The sequence below is a fragment of the Leptospira soteropolitanensis genome (assembly GCF_026151655.1).
GTDB lineage: Bacteria > Spirochaetota > Leptospiria > Leptospirales > Leptospiraceae > Leptospira_A > Leptospira_A soteropolitanensis.
The window spans coordinates 830,240-856,324 of record NZ_JAMQPN010000001.1 but is presented as its reverse complement, the minus strand read 5'-3'; the positions used below and the strand labels follow the sequence as shown (position 1 = coordinate 856,324).

The 26,085-nt window shown below is 37.4% G+C and carries 29 protein-coding genes; 21 read left to right on the top strand and 8 right to left on the bottom strand.

The features are described from left to right. The first annotated feature begins 2 nt into the window (after positions 1 to 2). The 4 genes from ND811_RS04165 to ND811_RS04150 all read left to right on the top strand — a co-directional run bounded on the left by ND811_RS04165 (position 3) and on the right by ND811_RS04150 (position 2,712). Positions 3 to 857, top strand: a complete 855-nt coding sequence (locus ND811_RS04165) for an LIC_13355 family lipoprotein (protein WP_265350226.1) — start codon at positions 3 to 5, stop codon at positions 855 to 857. A gap of 144 nt (positions 858 to 1,001) precedes the next feature. Beyond that, positions 1,002 to 1,781 carry a class I SAM-dependent methyltransferase gene (locus tag ND811_RS04160; RefSeq protein ID WP_265350227.1) on the top strand — a complete coding sequence of 260 codons (780 nt, stop codon included), beginning with the start codon at positions 1,002 to 1,004 and terminating at the stop codon, positions 1,779 to 1,781. A gap of 12 nt (positions 1,782 to 1,793) precedes the next feature. After that, positions 1,794 to 2,351 carry a slr1658 superfamily regulator gene (locus tag ND811_RS04155; RefSeq protein WP_135745541.1) on the top strand — a complete coding sequence of 186 codons (558 nt, stop codon included), beginning with the start codon at positions 1,794 to 1,796 and terminating at the stop codon, positions 2,349 to 2,351. A gap of 13 nt (positions 2,352 to 2,364) precedes the next feature. Beyond that, complete coding sequence (locus ND811_RS04150) at positions 2,365 to 2,712, top strand: slr1659 superfamily regulator (RefSeq protein ID WP_265350228.1); 348 nt, start codon at positions 2,365 to 2,367, stop codon at positions 2,710 to 2,712. 13 nt (positions 2,713 to 2,725) lie between these two features. Here ND811_RS04150 and ND811_RS04145 read toward each other — a convergent pair whose 3' ends face one another. Beyond that, a complete protein-coding gene (locus ND811_RS04145; RefSeq protein ID WP_265350229.1) occupies positions 2,726 to 3,892 on the bottom strand; it encodes a GNAT family N-acetyltransferase in 1,167 nt (388 codons plus the stop codon). A gap of 119 nt (positions 3,893 to 4,011) precedes the next feature. On the opposite strand from ND811_RS04145, the gene ND811_RS04140 reads away from it, so the two are divergent. Genes ND811_RS04140 through ND811_RS04130 form a run of 3 tightly spaced genes read left to right on the top strand, consistent with a single transcriptional unit; the run spans position 4,012 to position 7,085 of the window. After that, a complete protein-coding gene (locus ND811_RS04140; RefSeq protein ID WP_265350230.1) occupies positions 4,012 to 5,523 on the top strand; it encodes a PP2C family protein-serine/threonine phosphatase in 1,512 nt (503 codons plus the stop codon). 10 nt (positions 5,524 to 5,533) lie between these two features. Further along, positions 5,534 to 6,469 carry an adenylate/guanylate cyclase domain-containing protein gene (locus ND811_RS04135; protein WP_265350231.1) on the top strand — a complete coding sequence of 312 codons (936 nt, stop codon included), beginning with the start codon at positions 5,534 to 5,536 and terminating at the stop codon, positions 6,467 to 6,469. Positions 6,470 to 6,500: 31 nt separating this feature from the next. After that, positions 6,501 to 7,085: a slr1658 superfamily regulator gene (locus tag ND811_RS04130; protein ID WP_265350232.1), complete on the top strand. Its 585-nt coding sequence runs from the start codon at positions 6,501 to 6,503 to the stop codon at positions 7,083 to 7,085. Here the strand turns inward: ND811_RS04130 and ND811_RS04125 are convergent. After that, positions 7,060 to 7,731 carry a TetR/AcrR family transcriptional regulator gene (locus ND811_RS04125; protein ID WP_265350233.1) on the bottom strand — a complete coding sequence of 224 codons (672 nt, stop codon included), beginning with the start codon at positions 7,729 to 7,731 and terminating at the stop codon, positions 7,060 to 7,062. The genes ND811_RS04130 and ND811_RS04125 overlap by 26 nt on opposite strands. 122 nt (positions 7,732 to 7,853) lie before the next feature. Here ND811_RS04125 and ND811_RS04120 point away from each other — a divergent pair, with 122 nt between their 5' ends. Beyond that, positions 7,854 to 8,726 (top strand): hypothetical protein, encoded by an 873-nt coding sequence (locus ND811_RS04120; protein ID WP_322113424.1) that lies wholly within the window; start codon positions 7,854 to 7,856, stop codon positions 8,724 to 8,726. Next, a complete protein-coding gene (locus ND811_RS04115) occupies positions 8,723 to 9,148 on the top strand; it encodes an ABA4-like family protein (protein WP_265350235.1) in 426 nt (141 codons plus the stop codon). Before ND811_RS04120 ends, ND811_RS04115 begins: the two co-directional genes overlap by 4 nt. Before the next feature lie 7 nt (positions 9,149 to 9,155). On the opposite strand, the gene ND811_RS04110 is transcribed toward ND811_RS04115, so the two are convergent. Beyond that, positions 9,156 to 10,796: an ankyrin repeat domain-containing protein gene (locus ND811_RS04110; protein ID WP_265350236.1), complete on the bottom strand. Its 1,641-nt coding sequence runs from the start codon at positions 10,794 to 10,796 to the stop codon at positions 9,156 to 9,158. Between the two features lie 86 nt (positions 10,797 to 10,882). Here ND811_RS04110 and ND811_RS04105 point away from each other — a divergent pair, with 86 nt between their 5' ends. The 5 genes from ND811_RS04105 to ND811_RS04085 are packed head-to-tail and all read left to right on the top strand — an operon-like array spanning position 10,883 to position 15,056. Next, a complete protein-coding gene (locus tag ND811_RS04105) occupies positions 10,883 to 11,710 on the top strand; it encodes a hypothetical protein (RefSeq protein WP_265350237.1) in 828 nt (275 codons plus the stop codon). 56 nt (positions 11,711 to 11,766) lie between these two features. Beyond that, complete coding sequence (locus ND811_RS04100; RefSeq protein ID WP_265350238.1) at positions 11,767 to 12,789, top strand: zinc-dependent alcohol dehydrogenase; 1,023 nt, start codon at positions 11,767 to 11,769, stop codon at positions 12,787 to 12,789. Continuing rightward, positions 12,786 to 13,622 carry a DUF4846 domain-containing protein gene (locus ND811_RS04095; protein ID WP_265350239.1) on the top strand — a complete coding sequence of 279 codons (837 nt, stop codon included), beginning with the start codon at positions 12,786 to 12,788 and terminating at the stop codon, positions 13,620 to 13,622. Before ND811_RS04100 ends, ND811_RS04095 begins: the two co-directional genes overlap by 4 nt. A 33-nt stretch (positions 13,623 to 13,655) precedes the next feature. Beyond that, complete coding sequence (locus tag ND811_RS04090; protein ID WP_265350240.1) at positions 13,656 to 14,246, top strand: LOG family protein; 591 nt, start codon at positions 13,656 to 13,658, stop codon at positions 14,244 to 14,246. Positions 14,247 to 14,273: 27 nt separating this feature from the next. After that, positions 14,274 to 15,056 carry a hypothetical protein gene (locus tag ND811_RS04085; protein ID WP_265350241.1) on the top strand — a complete coding sequence of 261 codons (783 nt, stop codon included), beginning with the start codon at positions 14,274 to 14,276 and terminating at the stop codon, positions 15,054 to 15,056. A gap of 268 nt (positions 15,057 to 15,324) precedes the next feature. Here ND811_RS04085 and ND811_RS04080 read toward each other — a convergent pair whose 3' ends face one another. Genes ND811_RS04080 through ND811_RS04070 form a run of 3 tightly spaced genes read right to left on the bottom strand, consistent with a single transcriptional unit; the run spans position 15,325 to position 17,454 of the window. Continuing rightward, positions 15,325 to 16,038, bottom strand: coding sequence for a YqjF family protein (locus ND811_RS04080; protein ID WP_265350242.1), 714 nt, complete (start codon positions 16,036 to 16,038; stop codon positions 15,325 to 15,327). A gap of 22 nt (positions 16,039 to 16,060) precedes the next feature. Further along, positions 16,061 to 17,023, bottom strand: a complete 963-nt coding sequence (locus ND811_RS04075; protein WP_265350243.1) for a hypothetical protein — start codon at positions 17,021 to 17,023, stop codon at positions 16,061 to 16,063. Beyond that, entirely contained in the window at positions 17,023 to 17,454 is a 432-nt protein-coding gene (locus ND811_RS04070) for a hypothetical protein (RefSeq protein ID WP_265350244.1), read from the bottom strand. Before ND811_RS04070 ends, ND811_RS04075 begins: the two co-directional genes overlap by 1 nt. A 103-nt stretch (positions 17,455 to 17,557) precedes the next feature. Between ND811_RS04070 and ND811_RS04065 the strand changes: the two genes are divergently transcribed. The 6 genes from ND811_RS04065 (at position 17,558) to ND811_RS04040 (ending at position 24,159) form a co-directional block, all read left to right on the top strand. After that, positions 17,558 to 18,181, top strand: a complete 624-nt coding sequence (locus ND811_RS04065) for a hypothetical protein (protein WP_265350245.1) — start codon at positions 17,558 to 17,560, stop codon at positions 18,179 to 18,181. A 69-nt stretch (positions 18,182 to 18,250) separates the two neighbouring features. Continuing rightward, positions 18,251 to 19,432 (top strand): rod shape-determining protein MreC, encoded by a 1,182-nt coding sequence (mreC, locus tag ND811_RS04060; RefSeq protein WP_265350246.1) that lies wholly within the window; start codon positions 18,251 to 18,253, stop codon positions 19,430 to 19,432. Beyond that, entirely contained in the window at positions 19,429 to 19,944 is a 516-nt protein-coding gene (gene mreD, locus ND811_RS04055; protein ID WP_265350247.1) for a rod shape-determining protein MreD, read from the top strand. Before mreC ends, mreD begins: the two co-directional genes overlap by 4 nt. Then, on the top strand, positions 19,941 to 21,878 hold the full coding sequence (gene mrdA / locus ND811_RS04050) for a penicillin-binding protein 2 (protein ID WP_265350248.1): 1,938 nt from the start codon (positions 19,941 to 19,943) through the stop codon (positions 21,876 to 21,878). The genes mreD and mrdA overlap by 4 nt, the downstream gene beginning before the upstream one ends. Then, positions 21,878 to 23,392, top strand: coding sequence for a rod shape-determining protein RodA (rodA, locus tag ND811_RS04045; protein ID WP_265350249.1), 1,515 nt, complete (start codon positions 21,878 to 21,880; stop codon positions 23,390 to 23,392). Before mrdA ends, rodA begins: the two co-directional genes overlap by 1 nt. An 8-nt stretch (positions 23,393 to 23,400) precedes the next feature. Further along, positions 23,401 to 24,159: a hypothetical protein gene (locus ND811_RS04040; RefSeq protein WP_265350250.1), complete on the top strand. Its 759-nt coding sequence runs from the start codon at positions 23,401 to 23,403 to the stop codon at positions 24,157 to 24,159. On the opposite strand, the gene ND811_RS04035 is transcribed toward ND811_RS04040, so the two are convergent. Beyond that, on the bottom strand, positions 24,145 to 25,077 hold the full coding sequence (locus ND811_RS04035; RefSeq protein ID WP_265350251.1) for a bifunctional riboflavin kinase/FAD synthetase: 933 nt from the start codon (positions 25,075 to 25,077) through the stop codon (positions 24,145 to 24,147). The genes ND811_RS04040 and ND811_RS04035 overlap by 15 nt on opposite strands. Before the next feature lie 37 nt (positions 25,078 to 25,114). Here ND811_RS04035 and ND811_RS04030 point away from each other — a divergent pair, with 37 nt between their 5' ends. Next, a complete protein-coding gene (locus tag ND811_RS04030) occupies positions 25,115 to 25,684 on the top strand; it encodes an LIC10729 family protein (RefSeq protein WP_265350252.1) in 570 nt (189 codons plus the stop codon). 9 nt (positions 25,685 to 25,693) lie between these two features. Here ND811_RS04030 and ND811_RS04025 read toward each other — a convergent pair whose 3' ends face one another. Next, positions 25,694 to 26,038, bottom strand: a complete 345-nt coding sequence (locus tag ND811_RS04025; protein ID WP_002973307.1) for an STAS domain-containing protein — start codon at positions 26,036 to 26,038, stop codon at positions 25,694 to 25,696. Positions 26,039 to 26,085: the final 47 nt, after the last annotated feature.

Here is a 26,085-nt window from a genome sequence, read left to right as displayed (position 1 = left end):
TGATGCAATTACTTACAAGATTTAAAATTTCTGGTTATTTATTTCTTTGGGTTCTTGCGTATTTCTCCCATTGCAAAAATTCTTCCTCTTCGGGCGAGAACCTAGCCGCTTTATTACCTTTACTGAATTTAACATCCGATTTGAATTTCTGTCCAAAATCCCCACTTCCTTCTGAAATCCAAATTGCAACAACAGTCGTTAGTGCGAGTGCCAATGTCTCTGGTTTTTCGGACAAAAACAAAGCAATCAATGGAATTTGTGGCTCCGGAGATCTTGTAGGCTCTTTGGATGTTTATGCATTAGACATCACAGGACCAGGCGCCTCCATCGTTCTTAGTTGGGGAGGAAAAACGGTAAAAAATGTTACGGGTGACGACTTCATCGTTTATGACAATAGTTTTCGAATTTCGGACGAGTCCAATACCTATGCAATGGATCCTTCTGTGATCCAAGTGTCGATTGATAATACAAATTTTTGTGGATTTAATCCAAGTTATACGGGCGGTGGAGTCAATATAATGAATAGTTGGAACCGGTTTGGAGGATTACGACCTGTTTATTATAATATGAGTACAAAACCATTCACGAATTTAGAACTATTTACCAAAACCAATGGTTCCTTTTTGTTAGGTGGCGGTGATGGATTCGATTTGGAAGATTTAGATCCAAATGATCCGAATGATACAGGTTGTGACTCAAACTTAGTAGACACGATCAGGGCCAGTGGTTTCAAATTTCTGAAAATTACTTCAGCAGCAGAAGTGAATAACCCAAACACAGGGAGTAAATTCCCTTGGCCTCCAGGCAGTTACAATGGAAGTGATATCGACGGAGTTGTCGCTCGCGAACTCCAATGACGAATAAACGCATGGTCATTATGTCGGATCCATTCTAGTTTCGAAGGTCTACTGAAAAAAACATCAAAAAGAGACCCGTATTTCAGTTGACCGATCTAAAAAAAAGGTATCTTTATTTAGAACCACTTCTGGCGCGTATTCACTTTGAGCGAAAACCTATACACACAAAAAATATCCATCCAGGATGAGATGCCAAGATTGTCTGCCCAGGCAAACCTCCTAAAACTCCTCCTTGATCCTTTTTTGGATTCCATTTCCTTTGAAAAGGAATCTGGCCTAGCTTTGGATGCGGGAGCAGGCCCTGGTGTACTCACTAGTTTCCTGATGAAAAAAAATCCAAACCTCCGGTGGTCTGCCTGCGATATTTCGGAAGAGATGGTGCAATATTGTAAATTGGGTTATCCAAAAGTAGACTGGAAGGTCTCCGATGTAAGAGCTTTGGATTATCCAGACAATCATTTTGATTTTATTTTTAATTCTATGGTTCTCATCCATATCAAAGAACCAGAAAAGGCTTTAAAGGAATTCTACCGAGTTTTAAAACCGGGAGGAAAGGTCCTCATCCACTGCCCAAACGATAAATCCTTTACAGGCCCCCAAGTGCTTTTGGATATGGTAGCCAAACATGCGACCATCCACCCTGCGGACAGGTATGTTATGGAAAAGGTTCCCAACATTATGGAAAAAATGGGCTTTCGATTGGTCACAAGAACCGATTTTGTGGCTTCGAATGATGGTAACGATGACAAACCACTTGTGGATTACCCAAAAATTCATTTAGGGATGATGACAGGTTGGTCTATGATGTCCTTTATGGGACATCCAGAGGGAATGCAGGAATTATATTCCAGGCTCCAATCGGAGTATATGTCCAATCGAGTGAAATTCACTATCAATTTAGAAACGCATTTATACCAAAAATAAACGGAGGCAAAATTGAATCAAAAGTCACCCATCATTATCGGGGAATATCACATCATTCCAGAAAATTTGCCTGCTGATGGCCAACTTCGATTGATCTTTCAACCAATCGATATGACTACGTATTGGAGACGATGCGGACTCACAGCAAACTTTGTTGCAGGATTTTATTCCTACTGCTACGAAGCAAGTGAAACCAAAGCCAACTCCCTCTCTACGATCATTAACGAACTTCTTGAAAATGCTTCTAAATTTTCGAAAGCTAGAGAAGGAAGAATCAACGTAGAATTAAAACAATACGGAAATCTTTTAAGAATTGATGTTTTAAATGTGGCGTCAAAAACCTTACGAGATAGTTTTGAGCTTTTTGTAAATAAACTCTTGTCGGAGAACGTGGAGGAGATGTATTTTTCTACACTCGAAACCAAAGAAGACGGCGATACCAAATCTGGTTTAGGATTACTCATGATGCTAAAAGACTATCCAGTACGTTTTGGTTATAGTTTCAATGAGATCGATGCCGATACTCATGAAATCACGGTAAGAGCAATTATCAACGTAGAAGAGATATAATAGGCGAAGCTTCATGGAAATCAAAGACTTAGATTACAATATACAATACGACGAAGCCACCAAAACTGTCAAATTTGCAGGCTCCATCCGATTGCAGAACTTACCCGCTTATGAACCTATTAAATTATTTTTAAGAGATGTTGCGAAACTTTGCCAAGGTTCTTCCTTAACGATGGACTTCAGAGATTTACAGTTTGTAAACAGTTCGGGAATCACTACCCTCTCTATGTTCATTATTGATTCAAGGAAAAGTGCAGCGTACCAAATCAAAATCCAAGGATCTTTAAATATTTCTTGGCAATCAAAATCCCTTTCTAATTTCAAAAAGCTTTGGGATCAGGTAGTTTTGGATATAAACTAATAATTGATTTTTACTAGGAAACATTTCCGCCCATCTCGTACAACCTCCTAAATTCGAGCATGCGGCGGGACATTTCATTAAATCTCTCTGCTAAAATTACAAACAAATTGGTGAGAAGTTTCATAGCTAGTGTTGGACTCTGGATTTCTAATTTTTGAAATTCATTCGGAGTCAAAATTAGTAATTTAGCATGATCTCGAACAATAATATCCGCATTCCTGTTTGACTTAGCCACAAAACCCAATTCTCCAAATATCTCTCCTTGGTTTAGAATTGATATTGTGGAGCGAACTCCATCGTCTCGATTGACAACCACTTCCACACTCCCTTCTAAAACACAAAAGAGACCTTGGCTTTCTTGGTTCTGTTGGAACACAATGTCTCCATCTTCATAGTCAATCAAATCCAACATGGATAATAATTTCTTTGATTCCTCTTCCGTGAATCCTCTTAAAAAAGAGAGAAACTGACTTGGAGGAAGCATCATATCATGAACAATATTTTGCCAAACCTCATCCCCATCCATAGAGAAGAGAGGACGGATGTCCTTGTAATCGGTGAAATTTGTTTCAAATAAATGGGCAAGTTCAGTCCCTGTAGGAAAACGCTTCGCTAAACGTAGGAAAGGTGAATGAATTTGTTTTAAATATTCATTATCATCCAGTAAAAAAACCATAGGAATCACAATTCCGTATTCAGGATGATGAATGTTTTTTTTGTACATCCGATAACCCACCTGGTTGTACAAGCGAACCAAATGAGGGTTAGTATCAATAAAATCGATTAGGATTCCATTTTCTCTGGCATGTTCATAAATTTTCATACAAAGCATACTGGCTGCGGCCGTATGCCTATATTCACTTTTCACCATGAGTTTGGTAGACATGGAAACTTTGTCAGGATAATAGGGACGGAAAAGTTCCATTTCATATAATTCTTCGCATTCTAAACTCCCATCCTTTCGGAAGTTAATACGAACCGTACCAATGCACTCTCCCTCTTCCGTTTCCGCGAGAAAAAGGTGGCCTGTTTCGTCGAAGGGCTCCTTAATCATTTTCGCCTCATGATCGGCGTAAACTTGGACTCTGTTCATTTCTTGAACGTATATATCATATCGCAAGCGGAAGATTTTGTTACGATCCTCCTCTGTTGTGGCCAAATGGACTTTGATCTGACTCATCCTAGTCGTCTCCCTCAAAAAAATGAAAAATCATTTGCAATTTATGCAAAATGTATGACGTTATAAGCTAATTTTCCGCATTCTCCTGAACGAAATATAAAGAAAGAAACCTTTACTCTATGCCGCAATCTCCTTCCAACGAAAATCGATTCGTCCTTTCGGACTATTACAAGAAACAACTAAAAGAGATTGCTTACCAGGGAGAATTCCGGGCCGAAACCTTTGCGACCAAGTTTCGATTCTTCTTCCTGGGATTTTTGGTTATCTTCGCTACTCTCGGTCTTCTATCAGGCCGGCCACCTATTGAGTTCTATTACCAAATTTCTGCGATCTTAGTACTTCTCTGTTACAATTTTGTTGTTCTATACTCTTTAAAGAAGTCGGGAAAGTATCTCAACATCTTTAAATTTCTGTCTTCCTTTTTAGAAATCACTCTACTGACATTTGTTACAGGGTATACGGCATACTCCCAAAAAAACCCGAGCCTTGTGTATGCGGCTCCAATGATTTATGTTTTCTTCATTCTCATTGCCCTCGCTTCGATCCGTAACAATACTAAGACCATCATTTTTGCCGTCATTGTCCTCTTAGTAGAGTATGCATCTTTAACGATCTATTTTTATCCAGAGATGAATGATTTGAACGCAAAGCTCATGAATTTGTCTCAGTATCTCAAACCAGACTTCTTAGAGATGAACAGCTCTTTCTTTTTAGTTAGTGCTGTTCCTATGGGAATTTTTCTCATCCTGCTCTATATGGTTGTTACGGGTGGTTTGATATTATATGCGATTCTTAATACTTCACGAACTACTCAAGAACAAGCTGACTTAATTTTTAATACTGAAAAACAAGCCATCTTAGAAGAGAATATGCGACTAGGAATGGAACTGGATGTTGCAAGGCAAATCCAAGCGATGGTATTACCTCGTAATGAAGAATTAAAAGAAATCCAAGAACTAGAAATATCTGCACGTATGGATTCTGCCAATGAAGTGGGTGGAGATTATTATGATGTAGTACACCATGAAGATGGAACCGTTTATATTGGCATTGGTGACGTAACAGACCACGGTTTAGCTTCGGGCGTTGTGATGCTTATGACTCAGTCTGCATTTATCACAACTTTACGTTCAAAAGTAATTTCTCTACGAGAATCTCTTCGTTCGATTAACTCGATTTTGTTTTCGAATATACATGTTAGAATGAACGATATTCGTAACCTTACTTTATCATTATTTTCTTACAAAAATGGCGTGTTTACCACTGCAGGACAACACGAAACCATTATGGTGTATCGCCACGCATTGAAAAAAACAGAAATCATTGATACTGTCGATAATGGTATGTTAGTTGGACTTACTGAATCGATCGATGAATTTATTCATGAAAAGCCAATCCCACTCCAAGCAAAAGATATCATTCTTTTGTATACGGATGGCGCCACAGAAGCAGAAAATCCGAAAAGAGAACAATTTGGTTCCCATAGATTGATAGAGTCTTTAGAACGTCATGCTGAGCTTGGATCCACTGATGCAATTTTAGATGCCATCTTTAAAGATATTTATGTTTTTATCGACGGTATGGATGTTTATGACGATATCACAATCATGATCATGAGAAAAAGAGGATAAAAGGTATAATATGGACAATGAATCAATTTTGGAGGAAGAACGAGCCAAATATGCAGAGTTGGAAGTCCTTTACCAAAACATCATTGATCATTCGACAGAGATCGAAAACGAACTTTTAGAAAATAATAAAAAGATCCAGTTGTATTTGGATCGAATGCGACGTTATCTCTCGCCACAACTCTATGAAATGATTGCTGGTTCTGAGGTGGAAACTTCCATTTCTCATCAGAGACGAAAACTTACTATTTTCTTTTCTGACATTGTTGGGTTCACAACCATTACAGACTCAATAGAACCAGAAATTCTTTCGGATTGTTTAAATAAATATTTAGATGTCATGTCGAGTATTGCGATCAAATACGGTGGAACCATCGACAAATTCATCGGAGATGCCATCATGATTTTTTTTGGTGCTCCCACTTTCGACAATGACAAAGTCCATGCATTGAATTGTGTGAAGATGGCCATTGAAATGCGGGACAGCTTACCGGCACTGGCTGAGTATTGGAGAAAATCTGGAATCAACCACAACCTCACTTGTCGTATCGGCATTAATACTGGCTACGTGACCGTTGGAAATTTTGGAACCAATGAAAGGATGGATTATACCATCATTGGTGGACCTGTCAATGTAGCTTCGCGATTAGAAAATGCCTCTGATGCTGGGGAAATCCTTATATCCAACGCCACCAAATCTCTCATAGACGAGTTCATCGATACAAAACCAAAGGGTGAAATCGTAGTAAAAGGGGTGCACACGCCAATTGAAACATTTCAAGTGATCGGTTTAAAAAACGAACAAGAGAAAAAAGAAAATCCGTTCCTCAAATTCGATGCTGATGGATTCCTCCTCAAACCACTGCATTTTGATAAACTGAGCACAAATCCCGAAGAACGCAGATTAATGCAATATGCATTAGAAAAAGCGCTTGCGGCATTGAAATAAATAGTCTAAATTCCTTAGTTGAACTACGACTATGCGAAAGTACGGCAATTTCAAATCCGCAAATCAAATTAACGAAGAACCAGATTCTAAAATTCAAATCCATTTAAAACCATTGGATTTAATGCGTTATTGGCGCCGCATAGGTATCCTTTCTGATTTTATTGGATATTTTTATGGTTTTTCTTTTTTACCCAATGTTCCAACCGAATCAATGGATATGAAGAATTCAGAAATCGTAAATTCCATCTCCACTGTGTTTAACGAACTATTGGAAAATGCAGCTAAATATTCTTATGACAAAAAAGCAGATATAGATATCTCATTAATCCATCGAGGGACTACATTTGAAATGTTAGTTCGTAATAAAACAAACGATTCAAATGTTGTGGCTTATGAAGCAAGTTTAAAAGAAATTTTTTCTGCGAAAGACCTAGATAGTTTGTATATTGAAAAATTAGAGACCAACGAAAATGATCCTCATCATTCTGGCATTGGACTGATTATGGTCTTAAAAGATTATCCTGTGGAAATGGAAGTGACTCTTGAAACAGAAGGAGAATATACTATGATTACCAGTCGGGTTATCTATTTCACAAACGGGTTCCCTCGATCATAATATCCAAAATTTGGTCTACCTCTTTTCGGAATTTAACCTCTTCTTCTTGCGATTTGATTTGTTTCCATTTTCGTTCATTGAGTACAGCAAAACCATGAACACCACTCCAAAAACTCATCATCAGAGTATCAGTAGGTATAGTATTTTTTAACTTCTGTAGTTTTTGACCATATTCCACAATCCGAAACATTCCCATATATGCCGCCTTACCAAATTCACTTAACTCATCTGAAATAGGATCTCCAGAAACATAAATCTCTCCACCAAACATTAGTTCAGTTCTTCTTGGGTTTTTCAGTAAAAGAAAAATATATTCTACACCAGCCTTCTTTATTTTTTCCAACGGATCTTCTGAAGCCTCCCAAGCTCTTTTCATACCTTCACTTAATTCCAAAAAACCTTCGGCGACGAGGGCTTGGAGAAGGTCCATTTTTTTCGGAAAATGTCTGTAGGGGGCAGTATGGCTCACACCTAAATCGGTTGCAATGTCTCGAAGGCTCAATGAAGAGACACCCTTCGATTCCAATACCTTCCTCGAATGCTCAAGCACCTCTTCTCGAAGATTTCCGTGGTGGTAGGCATTCGATTTTGGCGAACTGAAAGAATTTGACTTTGGCTGAGATTGTTTTTTTTTGGCTGGTTTCATTTTACAAAAATGTTTACAATGTATACTTCCATGTTGACAGAGTATACATATATATTTACACTGTCTACATTATGGAATTTGATGACTACAGAAAACAACCACTTTTTTGGAACGGGATCGCTATGGCAGTACTCACAGTTGCCATCCTTCCTCTCTTATTTCTAGACACAAGAACCCTTTTGGGGGCCAATGTCTGGATCAAACCTCTAAAATTTTCCCTGTCCCTGGGATTGTACTCAATGACCACAGTTTGGGTCATGGTAAAATTTCTGAAAGATTGGAAATTCAACCGGCGGATCCAAATCGCGTTAACCATCACTGCTCTTATCGAAATTGTTCTCATCACCTTTCAAGCAAGCCGCGCAGAGTTGAGTCATTTTAATGTAACGAATATATGGAACCAAATTGTTTATTCTGTTATGGGAACCAGTATCTCTATCTTTTGGGCCTTTCATCTTTGGATGGGTTATTCTATCTTTCGAAAAGAATCTATAACAAAATCTGTGAAAGAAAGTCTGGTTTGGGGAATGTTTATTGCCGGGTTCGGAATGATCATTGGTTTTTTTATGACGACACCTCGTCCAGACCAGCTCGAAGCCATGAAACAAGGAATCTTTGCTACAAGTGGTTCTCATCAATTTGGTAGCGGAGATCCTGGAGAGGGAATTTTATTTTTCGGTTGGAGTACAAAACTAGGAGATATGAGAGTTCCTCACTTTTTCGGAATGCACGTGATGCAGCTTTTTGTTTTTTTGGCAGCTTATTTAATAAATAAAAAGGATTCTATTTTGAACCAAACAATGGTTCGAATAATGGGAGTCTTATTCTTAACTATCAATATATTTATGGTAATTCAAACATTAAATGGAGAATCAATTTTTCATTTCAATGCCTTCTATTCAAGTGTTTATGGAATCTTTTTCCTACTCATTGCAGTATGTTTCTGTAAATTAATATTAAAATCGAATGTAATAAGAAATGAGGTAACTGTATGAATCCATCTCTAATATTTAAAATTGCCAATGGTATTACTGTATTATCGTGGTTAGTATTGATTTTTTCACCAAATCAAAGTAAGGTGATTCGTCCATTAAGAGTTTTTGTTTCAGGGCTTTTACTCGGAGGGGTGTATGTTTTTTCTATTTTCATTGGAAACGGCCAGGCAGAAGGAAACTTTTCTAGCCTGGATTCAGTCCGATTACTTTTTGCCAATGATTACTTTTTACTCGCAGGTTGGATCCATTATTTAGCGTTTGATTTGTTTTTAGGAACTTGGGAAACAGAAGATGGAATCAAAGAAGGAATCAATCGATGGATCTTAGTCCCCATTTTGGCACTAACATTTTACTTCGGCCCAGCAGGATGGCTTTTGTATTTGGTTTTAAGATTTATACATCAAAAAATAACAAAAAGGTAAAAGCCACCTAACCACCGTAGACATCAAGAAGGGAAAGAACTCGCTTATAACGGTTCTTTTTCTCTTCATCACCTTCTAATTCAGCAATTTCTAAATTTTCAAAAGCAAGATCTCTGCCGGTTTTCTCATCTAAAGTTTTACTATTTGATTTAGCTCCCGATTCCAAAAGTAACGCAAGAACGGCAGAATTTCCAAACTTACATGCTTCATGCAGTGCTGTACTACCATGATTATCAGCAATATGAATATCGATTCCAGCCTGAATCAATCTTTTGGCCATACTAGGTTCTCCAAAAACGGAGCACCAATGCAATGGAGTCATTCCATTTATTGATTGAAGGTTTACTTTAGCACCTCTTCGGATGAGTTCATCCATAAGTGTTGTTTTTTGTTGTAACCGAAGCGTACTATCTTGGCAAAGTTTAAATATGGCAGTTTCTCCATTAACATCGAATTGGTTTGGATCTGCTCCTCGTTCCAAAAGCCTCATACAGGATTTATATTTTGCGCGAACGAAACATTCTTGTAAAAGGGAAAAGCCAAGAGGATTTCGAATTGGATCTTGTACTACATAGTCAAGAGATCCCACTGTTCGAACAAAAGAATCCAAAAGATAGATATCATCCGCTTCCAACCAATCTAAAGTTTTGTCTTCGTTGGTAGATTCCAAATTTTCGCCTAAATGAGTTTGGTAACTATCAGGGAATTTATGTTTTAGAATTGGAATAAATAAAGGCTCAGATTCGGAATGACAAACGACATCATGAAAAAGTGCCCAGTGTTTTTGAGTGGGGACCACTTGGTTCGAAAAAAGAAAAATCAAAGTCTCATTCAATTTTCTTTGAGTCAGCTGGAATGCAACCAACAGATTCCCTTCTTTGAAATGTACCTCTGAAATCGTAGATTGATTTTCGGGCCAATGATACATAACAAGAGTTAATAGCTCATCTTTTGATTGTTGGTCTAAGAGTAAAAAAACTTCCTGCAGTGCTAATATATTGCCTGACAATGCAAAAATTTTTGCTGATAATTCGTTTGGTATAAATTCGGGAAGTTTTTTATCCGAATCGCCATGTTCATCAAATTTGATTTTATATATACGTGTAGCAGTAAAACTTCCATGTAAAAAAGTGTTCCAATCATCTGCGATAGCTAAATACAATTTTCCAGATACAAAACGTTCATCTAACATATCAACAGTGACCGAAAGCCTGAATGGTGAATCATTTACATTTTGATTGATGATGATTTTTAAATTTTTTGAAGGTGTCTCAGTAGTGATATCAAAAAGTAAATTTTTCAATTTAACGATTTCTGGTAAACCCGAGATAGAAATTCGTAAATCGTTCTCAGTACCCTCTTCATCTTTTAAAAATACTAATTCCTCGTTAGACCAATCTGATATAAAATCGGTCGTATACCTGCCTAAAATTTGTCCTTGGAGTCTGTGTTCAGGAATTTGGTCTTTAAAATTTAGATCAAATAACACAAGTGAGTCGGAAGAAGCCTTTTCAGGTTCTTTGCGATAATCAAAATGGTTCCAAGAACCACATTTTTTACAGCGATACTTCCCTTTTTTTCCTTCTACTTTAAAAGTGGAAATGGAGTGACCGCTAAAACAATTAGAGCAGGATAAAATCGTTTTCATATTTCGCTTGTTCCGATAAATAAAACAGGAGAGTTTTGACGGATCAATCGAAAATTAAAATCTTCTAACGATTCAGGTAGGATTTCATGAAGCAAAGTCAATATTTGGTCATCGGTGGATCCGGGGAAGCTGGGCAAAGTGCCATTACCTGCTTAAAAGCGAAGGATCCTTCTGCCTTTATCATAACAACGACTACAACAAACGAACCAGTGTCGAATGCAGATCTTACACTTTTCGGTAAAACAGCTACAACGGGCCTTTCCGAAAAAATTCAAGAAGACCTTCAAAATCATAATATTTCGCCCAATTTCAGAGCCATTATTTATACGCCAGCACTCGGGGAAGTAGGATTTCCTATCATTGAAAGTTCTCCCAATCAAATCGAAGAAACGTTAGGAATCTGTTTGTATCCCCTTCTCGATTTAGAAGAGTCAATAAAACCTGAGCTTACAATCGCCTATTCAGCGTTTTATTGGCTAAGTCATACTTTGTCATTTTATGGGTCTATGGGAGTTGCTAAATACAAAGCTGATAAATGGGCCTTGGAAAATCCCCAAAAAAGAAAGATCATAAGAGCAGGAACTTTTTATTCCAAAAGTGTTCGCGGAATATCGATTGTCCTCCAACGTACAATGAAAAAAACCAATAATCCAGATCTCCTAACATTAAAAAGGCGTTATGAAGAGTCCGATCAAAAGTTTATGGATTTTTTCCTTTCTTATGCATGGGAACATGAAAAGGAAGCTTTCCAATCACAATGGGAAACTCCCTATCGTCCTACGGAGCGAAGAGATTTAAGCCGTGGATTAGAATATGCTTTGGATGCTAACGAACCCATAGTTACCGTGCTTGGCGATTGGACCTGGAAAGAAACAAAACTTCCCGTTCTCCCCGATTGGTTTAAACAATTCTAGTTGTAACTTTTAATGGGGTTCAACTTAATAGACCAATCGGTATACATGAGGTATTTATGCGTCGATTGGTGTTTCGTAAAAAAGGGATCTTAGAGTGGGAGGAAACAATTCCACTTACGATCACAGGAGAAAACCAAGCCATAGTGGAACCCATCTCCATCGCAAGATGTGATTTGGATTTACCCATTCTCAAAGGGGATACTTTATTCCGTTCACCATTCCCAGTAGGTCACGAGTTTGTTGGTAAAATCAAATCCCTCTCCGAAGACTTGGCAAATATATACTCCGTCGGAATGACAGTCGCTGTACCTTTCCAAATTTCCTGCGGATCTTGCCCGTCTTGTTTAAACCATCATACTAATTCTTGCGAATCCGTTCCTTATACATCAGGTTATGGAATGCCACCAGGAGCTCATTCTTTTGGTGGAGCCATTGCAGATGAAATCAAAATACCATTCGCCAAACAAATGCTATTTGAAATAGATAAAAAAATAGATCCAGTAGGAATCGCTAGTTTCAGTGATAATATTGCAGAAGTCTGGAAATTGGCTGGAAGATTTTTAAATCACAAAAAAGATTTAAAGGTTTTGGTAGTAGGAGGTCATGCAGGAAGTATCGGATTATATACCGCTCTTTTTCTCCACCAAACAAAAAAAGCCGAAGTTTTGTATGTAGATACAGATATTAAAAAAATCGAATTAGCTTCGTCTTTAGGAATCCCTGTGGAACATTTTTCACAGTTTCCCAAACCTACCAAAAAATACGATTTAGTTTGTGATGCCTCGGCCAACAAACAAGGTTGGGATTTTGCCGTTCGTTCCCTTGGCCGAAATGCTATTTTTAGTTCCGCTTCTATTTTTTGGACCAATCAATGGGAAATTCCCTATTTAGAAATGTACAACCAAGGTGTAGAAATTCATTTGGGACGTGTGGGGTCCAAAGAAGCGATGGAAGCACTTTATCCATATATTCTATCTGGGACATTTACGCCGGAAAAGATAGTTACAAAAACAGCTTCCTTTATTGATGCGAAAGAAGCTTGGTTAGAAGAATCCATTAAACTAGTGATTACAAAATGAAAAAACAGGAAGGCAAATCCAAAGACTCTAAAATTTATTTTATCATAAAACTTTTGGCGATTACGGTTCACTTTCCCTCACTTTTTTTGCAAAGTTTATATGCAGAATCGATTCAAGATCGTTTTCCACCTCCCAACGGATTCAAAAGAGTGGATTACCAAAACAATAGTTTTGCGACCTACTTACAAAACTTTCCCTTAAAACCCAAAGGAAGTTCTGTTTCTCTCTATAACGGAAAACTTAAAACGAACCAAGTCCATGTTGCCGTTTTAGATTTTCCCCTGCTAAAAGATGATTTAATCCAATGCGCTGATGCTATTATAAAACTAAGAGCCGAATACTTATATTCACAAAAAAAATACGAACAGATTCATTTTAAAATCAGCAATGGTATGAATGTAGAATTCTCTAGATTTATAAAAGGCGAAAGGGTGCAAGTGAATGGAAACAAAACCCATTGGAAAAAAGGAAAGTTCAAACAAGGAACCGGCCGTGATGTATTCGAAGAATATTTACGATTTATTTACATATATGCCGGAACCATCTCCTTAAAATCCGAATTAAAGAAAAAAACAATTGGTGATTTAAAACCAGGTAATATTTGGATTGAAGCGGGTTCGCCAGGTCACGCAGTTTTAGTCGTAGACAAATTAACAGGAAAAGACGGGCAAACTCTTTTTCTTTTGGCACAAAGTTATATGCCTTCCCAAGAAATGCATATCTTAAAATCCCAAAGTATCGATTCTCCTTGGTTTAAAATTCCTCAAAGTGATTTCTTTCAAACTCCAGAATGGGAATTCCCAACAAAAGAAATTTATGAATTTACAGATTGAAGAATGGATTTCTTTTGTTAACCTGATTAAGAAATGAAAGCACTTAAAAATTTCGCCGTTTATTGTGGTTCTTCCCCTGGCCTAGACCCTTATTACACGACCGCCGCATACGAATTAGGCGAATATCTAGGGACCCAACAAATAGGATTGGTTTACGGTGGAGCTAGTGTCGGTCTGATGGGAGCTGTAGCCAACGGTTGTTTATCAAAAAACGGATCAGTTACAGGTGTACTACCTAAATTTTTAAAGAAAAAAGAAATCGAACATAGTGGACTCCGAAAACTAATCCTTGTTGATACCATGCATGAGAGAAAACGAGTTATGTTCGACCTATCTGATGCATTCATTGTTTTACCGGGTGGATTGGGAACGATGGAAGAATTTTTTGAAATAATCACCTGGTCTCAGTTAGGTTTACACAATAAACCAATTATTATCCTTAATTGGCTTGGATTTTACAATCCTCTCCTCGCACTCATACAAAATATGGTAAGTTCTGGTTTTTTAAAAAAAGAAAATGCAGCCTTAGTGCAATTCCTTGAAAATTCCAAAGATCTCCTCGTAACCCTTCAAAACTATTCACCGTCTAAGACGGAGAAATGGTTGTCCGAAGGCACAGTCTAAGATTCCATTACCAATAGGAAATTCAACATGAGTCATCTGTTAAGTGGTTGTCTACGTTTCGTCCTCGCTGCATTTGTTTTTATCAACTTAGGTATCCTAGCAAATCCAAAAAATGATCGACAAGGATACCAAGAAACACGTCTCACTCCGCTACGCCAACTGACTCCCGAGGCCAACCAAATTCTGAATGCTCCACCAGAAGTCCAACACCAAGTCACTACTTTCGAAAGCCGAGTGATTGACCGCACCGCCTATCCATACATTCAAACTACAATTAACTTTGTCAAAGGCCATCATTCCTATAAGGCATTTTTATCCGATGGACAAGAAATTTCCTACTCCACTCGCGGAGAACATATTTGGCATTCTCAATGTTATGGCGACCTATGCATTTTGGTGACACAGAAAAATTTGTTAGGTGTTAGTAATTCAAGTTCCGAATGGGAAAAGGGACATCATTTTGGTGAAGAACGTTACCAAGTCGCGATGGGATACAAAGCCGCCTTGGTCATGAGCGATAGAAAGTTATATTTATATAATAGTTATACCAACCATTGGGAAACCATCAGTCTTGAGCAGGAAATCATTCGTTCCTTTGCCAATCTTTATGACAAAGTTGCGATTACAACAACACGCCGAATGATTGTCATTGATTTACCATCGGAAACTAAATTTGAAGAAAATTTACTACTCCGAGGTATCTATCAATTCGAAATGCGAGATGGCTTTATCAATTTTTATTCTGGGGATAAACTCTGGATGTTTCGCCACCAAACGGAAAACTTTGAAGAGGTAGATTTAACTGATTAAAATAACTTTTCAAATAATTTAAAAATATTTGAGCGCTTAGAATCTGTTAGTGGATTATCATTCCATCCCATCACGACCGCGTTTTACGCTACATTCTTTTCTGCGGAAAGGATCCATAATTAGTTAGATCTGTAAGTGTTGTTAGCGACAGTTTGTTTTTTAGAAACTGGAAAGTCTTTTCCGTTTCATTAGAATAGAGAAGGAAATGGTCAAAATTTGAAATCATTGTATGTCTTTTTTTTATTATATCTCAAAGGCTTTCGCTAATCTAATTTTGATTCCATGCAACCACTTTTACCCCTGGTGAATAATGCAATAAGGTAGGTTGGTTGAAGTCTATATATTGATCAAACTTGTTATAGCTGATCTCTATTTTTTTTAAATCAATCTCAAATAATTCCCAAGGTTTATGATGAATCTCTAAAGGCCTTTGATTTTTTGGATCATCTTTATACAGGCAATACCTTTCTGTTAACCATAAGTCTATATTTTTAGGACTTTCATTTTTCTTTGTTATTTGAAAATCGATCTCTAACTTGCTTCTATCTCCGGACAATAAATATAAATGAGGATACCTTTTTATATTTGAATGTTCATAAGGCAACCCAGAAAACAATTTTGCCATAACTGTTGGAATCCATTTTTCTGCTTCAATACTTAAGAAATAAACACCCGGTTTATCCTTTTTCCTTACATAGGTTCTTAAGTTCACTTCATGAAAATTGGAAAAGTATTGTATTGGAAATGAGTTTCTCGTTTGAATTTGATTCATTGTAAAAGCTACTACTGATACCCAATAAGATCCATCTATAGAATCCAATTCTAAAAAATCGGGAACGAAATTCCTAAGTATTTCCTCTTTTACTTGATAATGTAAAAAAATAACGTCATTCCATTCCTGGTACCAAAACCATTTTTTGTTAGGCATTTCCCAAGGCCTATGGTCGGTAGATTTTAAGATGTCATGAAATTCTTTTTCCATTTTGTGTTCTTACATTCATCCTTCATTCAAGAAGGAATATTTTTTTTACCTGTTGCGGTAAAAAAATAAGGAATTTTTCTTCAGCGCAATCTTCTTTATTTTTATACATCAAGGCGACCCTATAAAAATAAGTGCCTGAATTGTTTATTGCACTTTTAACTTTTTTTTCATTTCCGTTAGAATGAAATTCCGATTCAATTGGAGAAAACAATTCGTTATTTGCAATTTGCACTACATAATTTTGGAATTTCCCTGTAACATACCTTCTTAATTCACTTAAATCTTGAGTAATGCCGCAATCGATTTCATTATCATAAACTGATGGCTCAGTGACTCCAAAATAATTTTTATATGTCCATTGAAAGTCTATCATTTCGGATTTATGAAAGGAATCTCCGTCTTTCGGAGTTATAGAAATTATTTGGTCATTCATATCACCAAGTAACAAAAAAAACGCAATTCTACTAAAATCTGTTTCTAAATTTCCGACAGCAGAAGTATTGATCAAAGCAAAACTTACTAAAATTGGAGTTAAATATTTTAATATGTAAATACTTTTTCCAGACTGCCTCTTTTTAAATTTATAGAACAACAGAAGCAATGGAATATAAACGATTAGACAGTACATATCCGTTTGGTCAGCAGTACCTTTCGAAGGAATAAAAAACCATAATTTATTCGTCAATAGATCGTTAGTTTTTTGATTCAAGTTTAATAGAATAAACATAAGAGCTACAAAAAACATACTAACAAATAGAATTTTTGATTCACTAACGTTATATTTTTTAAAATTACAAAAATATAAGGCCAAAGCCGTTAGCATTAACGGCGTAAAAAACAAACCAATAATATCACTTATTTTTCCAGTAACAAAGTTATGAAATTGGGATTTAAAAATGGCGTCGTTCAAAATCCAAATAACAATTGCTAACAAAGAATACTTGGTTGAAAGAATTTTTAGTGAAATACAATTCGAAATTTTCATTATATTTCTCCCTTGAATGGTTCAAAAATTTTCCAGTTTTCTAACGGACGAAAAGTACATGATTGGTATCGCGTAAAGATGAGTGTGGCCAAATATTCCTGATCACCTTCATATGTTTTTATATCTTTGGTAGGGCAGGGCATTGCAGACAATGATCTCAAACAATGGCTTAATGCCTTTATATCGTAAAAAATTCTGCTGCTATTGGAACCACCACCAATCTGTACCCAAGGATAAGGTTCTTCTTCTTCATTTCCTAATTCTGAAATTGCATATGCGCGTCCTGCGCTATAACCACAACTAATTGTTTTTAATAAAATTATCTTTGAGATTTCTCTTTCTGCTTCACTTTTTCTGATCGTATCCTGACCCTTTAGAATCACGAGACAATTTATAAAATTTAAGAAAATCAACACATAGATTCTAGTCATATACTCCGAAAAAATGATTTAACATTACCATCTAACACCAAGTTACCTTATCGCATTCCAAAAGATAAAGCACAAAAACCGATTCCTAACCGTCTAACCTCCAATGTTTCCAGAAAAACCTGTTTGGATTTGGAAGGGAGATCCAGAATATGCCTTACTAGAATTAATCCTACTCGTACTATTTTTTTACCTTAGCTTTCGGATCAGCGCCTACTTCACACATAGGTTCGAACTTGTCTGGATGCATAGCAAACGATTGGACAGGTTGGCCTTTCGGGCTGGCTGCAACCGTGAAGAGCGAGACCTCCTCCAATCATTCTACTCCCAACTAGACCGCCGCCATCGAGTCTTACTGGCACACAACCATGCTAAAGAATACCTCCGCCAACATTTGCTCCATTATATAGCAACCTTGGATTCAAAGGATTTTCCAGGATTCCTTTCCTTGGTCTCGAAATTTTTGGGAACAGCCAATGATCCGAGACCCATTTTTTCCCTTCGTGAATTTGCCATTGTGCAAGCGGGGACAAAAACTTATTTCGCACAAGTTGTTGATCCAGGATTCGGGGAAGTCCGACTGAAATTGGGATGGAATGGAAGTCGCCCTCCCACGCCGGGAAATGTCCGGGTCACCGTTTTCCGAAACCCGAAAGGACTCCAGACCATTCGAGGCGAAGCCCGGTGGGACGGACCGGCATCTCTCTACTTCCTACCTGAGTCCCTGTAGTGAAAAATTGGCCAAAATTGATTCTCGCTTGAAAGATTCTTTCCGATAAAATTAATGTGACATAAGTCCATGAAGTGGAATCGTATCAATCAAAATGACGAATTGTTTTCCCTACTCTTCGTATTCCTGTTTTCTTTTACTTCCCTAATTTGGAACGGCAACTTCATGGTAAGAGGGATTGCCAGCTTTCAGGGTGTAGGCGACTTTTTTTCTGGGTCCTTTGATTCCTTTGGATCCCTAATCAAAAGTAGTTATAATAAACTCGAATCTTTCGAACGAGTCAGAGAAGAGCGTGATTCTTGTTTGAACGTCATGGAAGAATACCGCCAACTTTCCAAAGATGTAGAAAGATTGAAGGCAGAAAATGCCATCCTTAGACAAGAGCTAAACTTTCCCCTGCATTTAGATTATCCTTCTGTTAGAGCAGAAGTTTTGAGTGTTCGTTTGAATGCAATTTATAGAACCATCATCATCAACAAAGGCTCAGAAGAAGGAATCAAACCTTATATGCCGGTTGTGGCTCGCGCTTTGGATGAAAAAGGAAAATTTACAGAAGCATTAGTTGGTAAAATTATTGCTGTTTCCAAAGGATCTTCGGTCATCCAACCCATCATTAATTCCAACTTTTCTATGGGAGTTTCTATACCCGGTACAAATCTTTGGGCATCACTCAATGGAAACAGTGGCCGCGGTACGGATGTTTTGTTAGATTACATTGATGCAGGAATTGTGATAGATCCAAAAGCTATCGGTAATTTTCCTATGGGTCCGAATCCCCCGCCGACTTCTTCGAACACTATGTTTACAGAGGGGTTTAGTAAAATTGGAAAAGCAGTATTTAGTTCTGGTGGATCAGGAGTATTCCCCCAGGGAATCCCTGTAGGAACGATTATCGAAGAAGGACCAAGGAATGGATCATTTAAAACTGCCATCTTACGTCCGTTTGTTGAATTTGATAAACTCTTACATGTAATTGTTTTGAAAAAACAACCTGAAAAATGGAGAGAAGAGTGGCCGGCTGAAAAAACAATCCAAATTGACGGTCCTTATTTTGGTGAAATTGATTTTCCAAAAGAAAAAGATTATAACAAAAAAGGAAAAGAACCTGAAAAAAGACAAGGTAACTTTCCTTCTACTTTCGGAACTCCTCAATATACAAAACCTTCTGTGAATACTAATACACCTGAATCGACGCCCATAACTCCATCCGCTCCTTCTGCCCAAGAAGGACCAAAGGAGGTGACACCATGATTTTAGATAAACTTTTTATCGTCATAGGATTGTTACTCTCCCATTTCTTAAATGGTTCCAACCTATTTGAATTAGGAAATGCGATTCGACCAGACTTTATGGTCATCTTTGTTGTCTTTTTTGCTTTAAGGAAAGGTCCTTTGTATGGACTCTGGCTTGGCTTTTTTGGTGGATTACTTACTGATACAGCACTCGGTGGTGAAATAGGTGGAGATGATATTGTTTATTATAAAATAGGTCTTCATTCTTTTTCCTATGCAATCATCGGTTACTTTGTTGGGAAAATAATGCGAAGCTCATACACTGAGAACTATATTTCGATTACAATTTATATTCTTGGAATTACCTTTTTATCCAGACTTATCACTTATCTTTTATTTTTGATGTTCTTCCATTCAAACCAAAGTTATTCCTTTTTATACGTATCAATGTACAATGCATTTATTGGACCTGCCTTGTTCTTTTTATTCTCTTGGGCATTTCGATTGGATGCTGACGAGGTTAGACAATGAGCCAGTCGGCATCTGAGTTTCGATTAGAAGCAAGTTTCCGTAAACGATTGTATTTCTTTACGGGAATGATTGTATTTACACTCACTGCCTACATTCTCCAGTTGTTTAATTTACAAATTGTTCAAGGAAGTGAAAATTCATTAAAGGCAGAACGTTTTGTTCGCAGAAGTGAATCCATTCCCGCAGATCGAGGCAATATTTTCGATCGAAACTTTCTCACTCCAGAAACTAGCCAACCTTTAGTTTCAAACTCTGCGTCGCTTGATGTGATTCTCAATACAAGTTTGTTAAAGAACGATCCGAGAAAGGTAAAAGATTTCATTTATAAATTTTGTGAAGCCCTTTCAATCCCCATCGTTTATTATGAAAAAGAACTTCAAGACTCTAGATTAATCAAAAAAATTCGTTCGCGTGAACCTTTTGTGCTTTTAGAGGGAATTTCACGTGAACAACAAGAAAGAATTCTTGTTTTAGATAATATCAACAGATATGTGTATTTAGTTTCTTCGCCAGCGCGAGTTTACCACATGGGCCCCGCACTTTCACATGTCACAGGTTATGTGGGAAAACCAACAACTAGTGATTTACAAGAAAAAGAAATCAAAACCTATCAACTGGTCGGGAAAGGTGGAATCGAATCTTTATATGACACAACCCTTCGTGGTCAAGACGGATTTCGCATCCAAAAAAGAAATACAGAAGGCAATATTGAAGAAGAACGTGTCATCGAACATTCTGTTCCTGGTAATAATTTAGTTTTAACGATTGATCGCGACATGCAAATTGCCGCCTATCGTGCGCTAAAAGGTGTAAGAGGAACGGTACTTGCAATCAAAGCTACTACTGGCGAAGTTTTGGCAATGGCATCAAACCCGGCATACGATCCAAACATCCTCTCTGGAAAAAACAAGTTAGATCGTTCCAACCACTTTACACGTGTTACCAATAATGGTGGTTTTTTGAATCTAGCAATCCAATCCAGGTTTCCTCCTGCATCGACCTTTAAAACACTTGTTGGGCTTGCGGCAATGGAAAGTGAACATAAAATCAATTTTGATCCGAAACAAACTTTTTCTTGTCCGGCAAGTTTTACCCTTAAATCAACCTTTAAAGGTGTACCCGACCAAGTCTTTTATAACTGGGACAAAAAAAATCATGGAGAATTGAATTTAGCGCAAGCCCTAGAAAAATCTAACTCTGTGTATTTTTATCAATTAGGTTATAAGCTTGGTGCTGAACCAATCCTCGCCTACTCCAGGTTATTTGGTTTAGACAAAAAAACAGGAATAGACTTACCGGGGGAAGCCACTGGTTTTATACCAAGTTCGGATTGGAAAAAAAGAACTTATGGCAATAAGTGGTTTGATGGAGATACAGTTAACCTGTCTATCGGACAAGGTTTTATTTCTGTGACTCCTATTGAAATGGCCTTGTTCTATATGGCAGTTGTTAACAATGGAAAAATTTACAAACCATACATCGTATCTGAAATTAGAAGCCCACTCGATAACTCACTTATACAAAAAACAGAACCTACTATTTTAAGAGATATTCCACTTAAACGTTCCACAGTGGAAGCCCTCAAAGAAGGTTTATATTTAGTAGGATATTCTGGAACAGCTTCTGGTGTTCTTAACTCACCAACACTACCAGAAATTGCAGGAAAAACAGGAACAGCGCAAACTAGAAGGAGAGGAGCTTCTTCATCCAACCACGCATGGTTCATTGGGTATGCACCTGTAAACGCACCTCCCGAAAAACAAATATTAGTTGCTGCTTTCGTTGAATACGGAGTAGGTGGTGCGGCCTCTGCAGCTCCTGCAGCTCGTGAAGTCTTCAAAGCTGCTTTCCCTCCAGGTTCTTTCCCAAGAACAGATAGGTCACGTGCTAAAACAATGGAAGAAGAAGCACCAGTAGAACAAGAGGCATTTTAATGGCTGATCGCAATACAGAAAAACTAGATTTTTTTCTCATTTTCTCCGTTGTCCTTGTGGCAATGGCCGGAGTCCTAACTTTATACACACAAGAAGCAAACACCGCCGATGGACTCGGACGATGGTATAAACAGTTCACTTTTGTTTTTGTAGGACTGATTTCCATGTGGTTTATGTCGAGGATCAATTACCAGTTAATTGGTTCTTATGCGCTCTTCATCTATATCTTCTCGATTGTTTTACTTGTTCTAACGCTAATTCCTGGAATTGGGTATCTTCCTTCTGGCCGTGGAGCACGTTCCTGGTTAAAACTAGGTCCTATCACTCTACAAGCATCCGAGTTTTCTAAATTAGCAACAGTGATTCTACTAGGCCAATATTTGGTTTTAAAAGAAAAAGAAATGCATAAGATAACAGTGCTAATTGTACCATTTATTATCTGTTTGGTACCAATGTTATTTATCATTTTACAACCTGACTTTGGAACTGCAGTTTCATTTTTACCAATGCTTTTCACCATGTTATACTTAGGTGGTGCTGACATCCTACATATTGGGTCACTACTTACCTTTGGTGGAATTTCACTAATGGTTCCTATGTATCTTGCATACTCACAATTAACACTCATCCAACCACTCATTGACTTACTCCGAAAAGATAACAAAGTAGAACTTGTATCTATCGTAAACCAACTCCAAGGTAAAATTTGGTTAATTTTAGATGGTAAAAAAGTATCTGGTCTGACTCTACCTGGAATTGAAAATCCTAAGAACCTACAAATGATTAGGGAAGCATCAGAAATTGTTAAAGATGAATACGCGAGTTTAGGATATAAGATTCTATCAAACGAAGCATTTATGTTTAGTTTAGGAGGAACCCTTGCCCTCATTAGTTTGGTAATGATTTTTATTCGAATTGCTCGTGGTTCCAAAAATTTACGAAACTACTACATTACAATTGGAATTTTAGGACTATCTATCTTATCTGCCATTGCGGTTCATAAATCCATTCCCTTCCGCGAAAACCAAGTCATTCGTCTTACAGCTTTTTTAAATCCTGACCAATTCAAACAAGGTGCAGGTTACCAACTCCGTGCTTCCAAACCAGCTGTTGGTTCTGGGAAAGTTTTTGGTAAGGGACTGTTTCATGGAGAAATGACAGAAGGACGTGTTCCTCATGTTCCCGAATCGGGAACAGATTTTATCTTTGCTTCCTGGGCAGAACAAACTGGATTTTTCGGTAGTGTCCTTCTATTATTTTTCTTAATGTCAATCCCACTCAGAGGACTCCAAATTAGTTTTGAAAGTAAGGACAGGTTTGGATCCCTTCTTGCCGCAGGAATTGTAGCCATGATTTTTTTCCATATAGCCATCAACGTGGGAATTGTAATTGGACTACTTCCTGTAACAGGCGTTCCACTCACTTTTATGAGTTATGGTGGATCGCATTTGGTGATGGCAATGACAGCCGTGGGAATTATCTTATCGATTAAAAAACGTAAGTTTGCAAACTAAGATTCATCATGAAACCAACCAAAAAAATATTGGGAGCAGAAGGATTCTTTCAGACCAAAATCAAATTAGAAAATGAATTGATTAGGCTGGAAGAACTGGAAAGGGATGCAAAAGTTCGCATCAACTCAATGATTGATTTGTCGGAAGAAATGATCCAACTTTCAAAGAACAATGAATCCCCTTACTTTTTACAAAGAAGCAAACGTTTAAACGCAGAAATTATAAAATTTAAAATCAAAAACGAATACAAACAAAAAGAATTTGATTCACTTTTCCATATATTGGAGAAAATAAAATCAGAAGACAAAATTGAATTTTTAGATTCGGCTTTAAAGAATCGAATTAATCGCATTGCCAATCATCTCATCGAAAAAAAAATTTCCTCACCACAAAAACTCAATGGTAAACTTGTTTTTATTTGTTACATGTTAGAAGGTGTGCATTTTCTAATCCCAAAAAAGAGTTATCGTATACTCCGCGACATTCCTGCTTTTAAAAAACAATTACGTATTAAAGATAAATTAGTTCCACTATTCCCTGGGCCAGGTTTTGTTTTAATGGAAGAAGGGGAAAAAAAACAAAAGAATGTAATTCTACTGAAGGACTCTTCCAAGAAGGAACATGGATTTTATTTTGACGAACTAAAAGAAGATTGGGCCGTATCAAAAACTTCTCTCGAAGAAATGTTAGAAAAGGATTCTACAAATGGCCAAATTCTGGGAAAGATCAAACGAAAAGGAAAATTATACCACTTAGTCAAAATCTAAGATATGAATGCTCTCTTCTTTATCTTTTGTTAGTTGGTTTTTTAATTCTTCTAGACCACTAAACTTTTTTTCATCTCTAATTTTATGAACAATTTCTAATTCCACTTCTTTTCCGTACAAATCACCATCAAAATTAAAAACGTTCACTTCCACATGAAGGCCTATTCCATCAAAGGTGGGATTGTGGCCAATGTTAACCATTCCCTTGTGGTCTCGGCCATCAAACTTTGCAAAACAAGCATAAACGCCTATAGAAGGTAAAAGTTTGTCTTCGGGAATTTTTATATTTGCCGTTGGAAAGCCAATGGTTCTCCCTCTTTTAGCACCTTCAAACACAACGCCAGTTATATGGTAATTTCTTCCTAGAAGGATTTTTGCTTCTTCCATTTCCCCTTTTTCCAAAAATCCGCGAATGAGTGAGGATGAGATTTTGCTATCCTTTTTTAGAACGGCTTCTTTTAATTCAACCGCATAACCATATTTAGTTTTATTGGAATCAAGTAATGTAAAATCACCGCGACGTTCTGCACCAAAAAAATGATTATATCCTATGACGATATGTTTTGCATTCAAAGTTTGGATCATTATCTTTTCTAAAAAATCTTCGGCAGACATTTTGGAAAGTTCTAAGGTAAAATCCAAAACAACTAAATAGTCGATCCCAAACCCACGGATGAGTTCTTCTTTTTCTGTTTCCGAAGATAAATATTTGAAATTTGGTTTTTTTCCAAGAACTACGGATGGATTGGGAAAGTAGGTAACAACAACGGAAGGAAGGCCTAAATCCTTAGCTTTCTCCACAGTTCGCAATAATAAGGTCTGATGTCCCACATGGATTCCATCAAAGTTGCCGAGTGTCAAAGAAGAGCCATTTTGAAACTCGTTTTGGATCGATTCTAAAGAGCGAATAATTTTCAAAGGGGGACTTGTCTCGTTTTCCGATACTTGTTACTAGGTGCTTCCATTGAAACTACGAATCCTTCTCCTTACGGCAATCTTTTTATCAAACTTTGCTTCGATGTTCGCATCAGACTCTCTCATACCCAAAAAAGATTTTGGAATCGAAGAAGGTCAATTACCTGAAGACATTGCCACCTTTCCAGAACTAAAAACATGGGCCATCTACCAATCCTATGAGTTAGAACCAGATGCACCTCACATAGGTCTCCAGGATTACATTTGTCGAATGGTTCCAGAAACAGGATTCCAATTCTTATTGGAAAAACAGGTTGTCTCGAAATCTACAGTCTTTCTTTACCTGGATCTCACTCGGTATCGTACACTGAAAGGTTCCAAGTTCAAACCAAGGAAACTCAATATTCTTGTGAATGGTAGGCCCAAAATTTCTGTGTATGTAGACAAAAACCAAAGTTTTACGAATCCTGTGGAAATCCCCTTAGAACCATCAGAATACCCAAATGGGAAGATTTACGTTGATTTAGTGCCTAGTCACAACTCACTGGGGCGGTTTTGGGGAATTTGGGATGCTTTTGTCTTAGAAAATCGTCTGGAAGCGCGAGACTAAAAGAAAAAACTAAACAGCGTATTTCTCGCGGTATTCGTCTTCGCCAATGGTTTGGAAGTAACTGGTGAGCCCTGCCACTTTAAACACCTTTTCAATGGCCGGTTTCATATTGGCAATGGAAAACTTCCCCTTCAACTCTTGGACATAATTCAACTGCTTGATGAGCATACCAATCCCGGAGGAATCAATATAATTGAGTTTCTCTAAATTGATGATGACATGAAGGTTTTCTGTTGGCTGAGATGGGACATTGGTTTCCAGGAAGTTTTTAAAATCCAGGGAAGTGTAAATGTCCAAACTTCCGGAAATGCTGATCACATAGGCATCGGCATTTTTTTTTAGATTTATTTCCATAGAAGACCTTCCGCTAGAGTCGGGTTTTTGCGTTTTTTATCAACCTT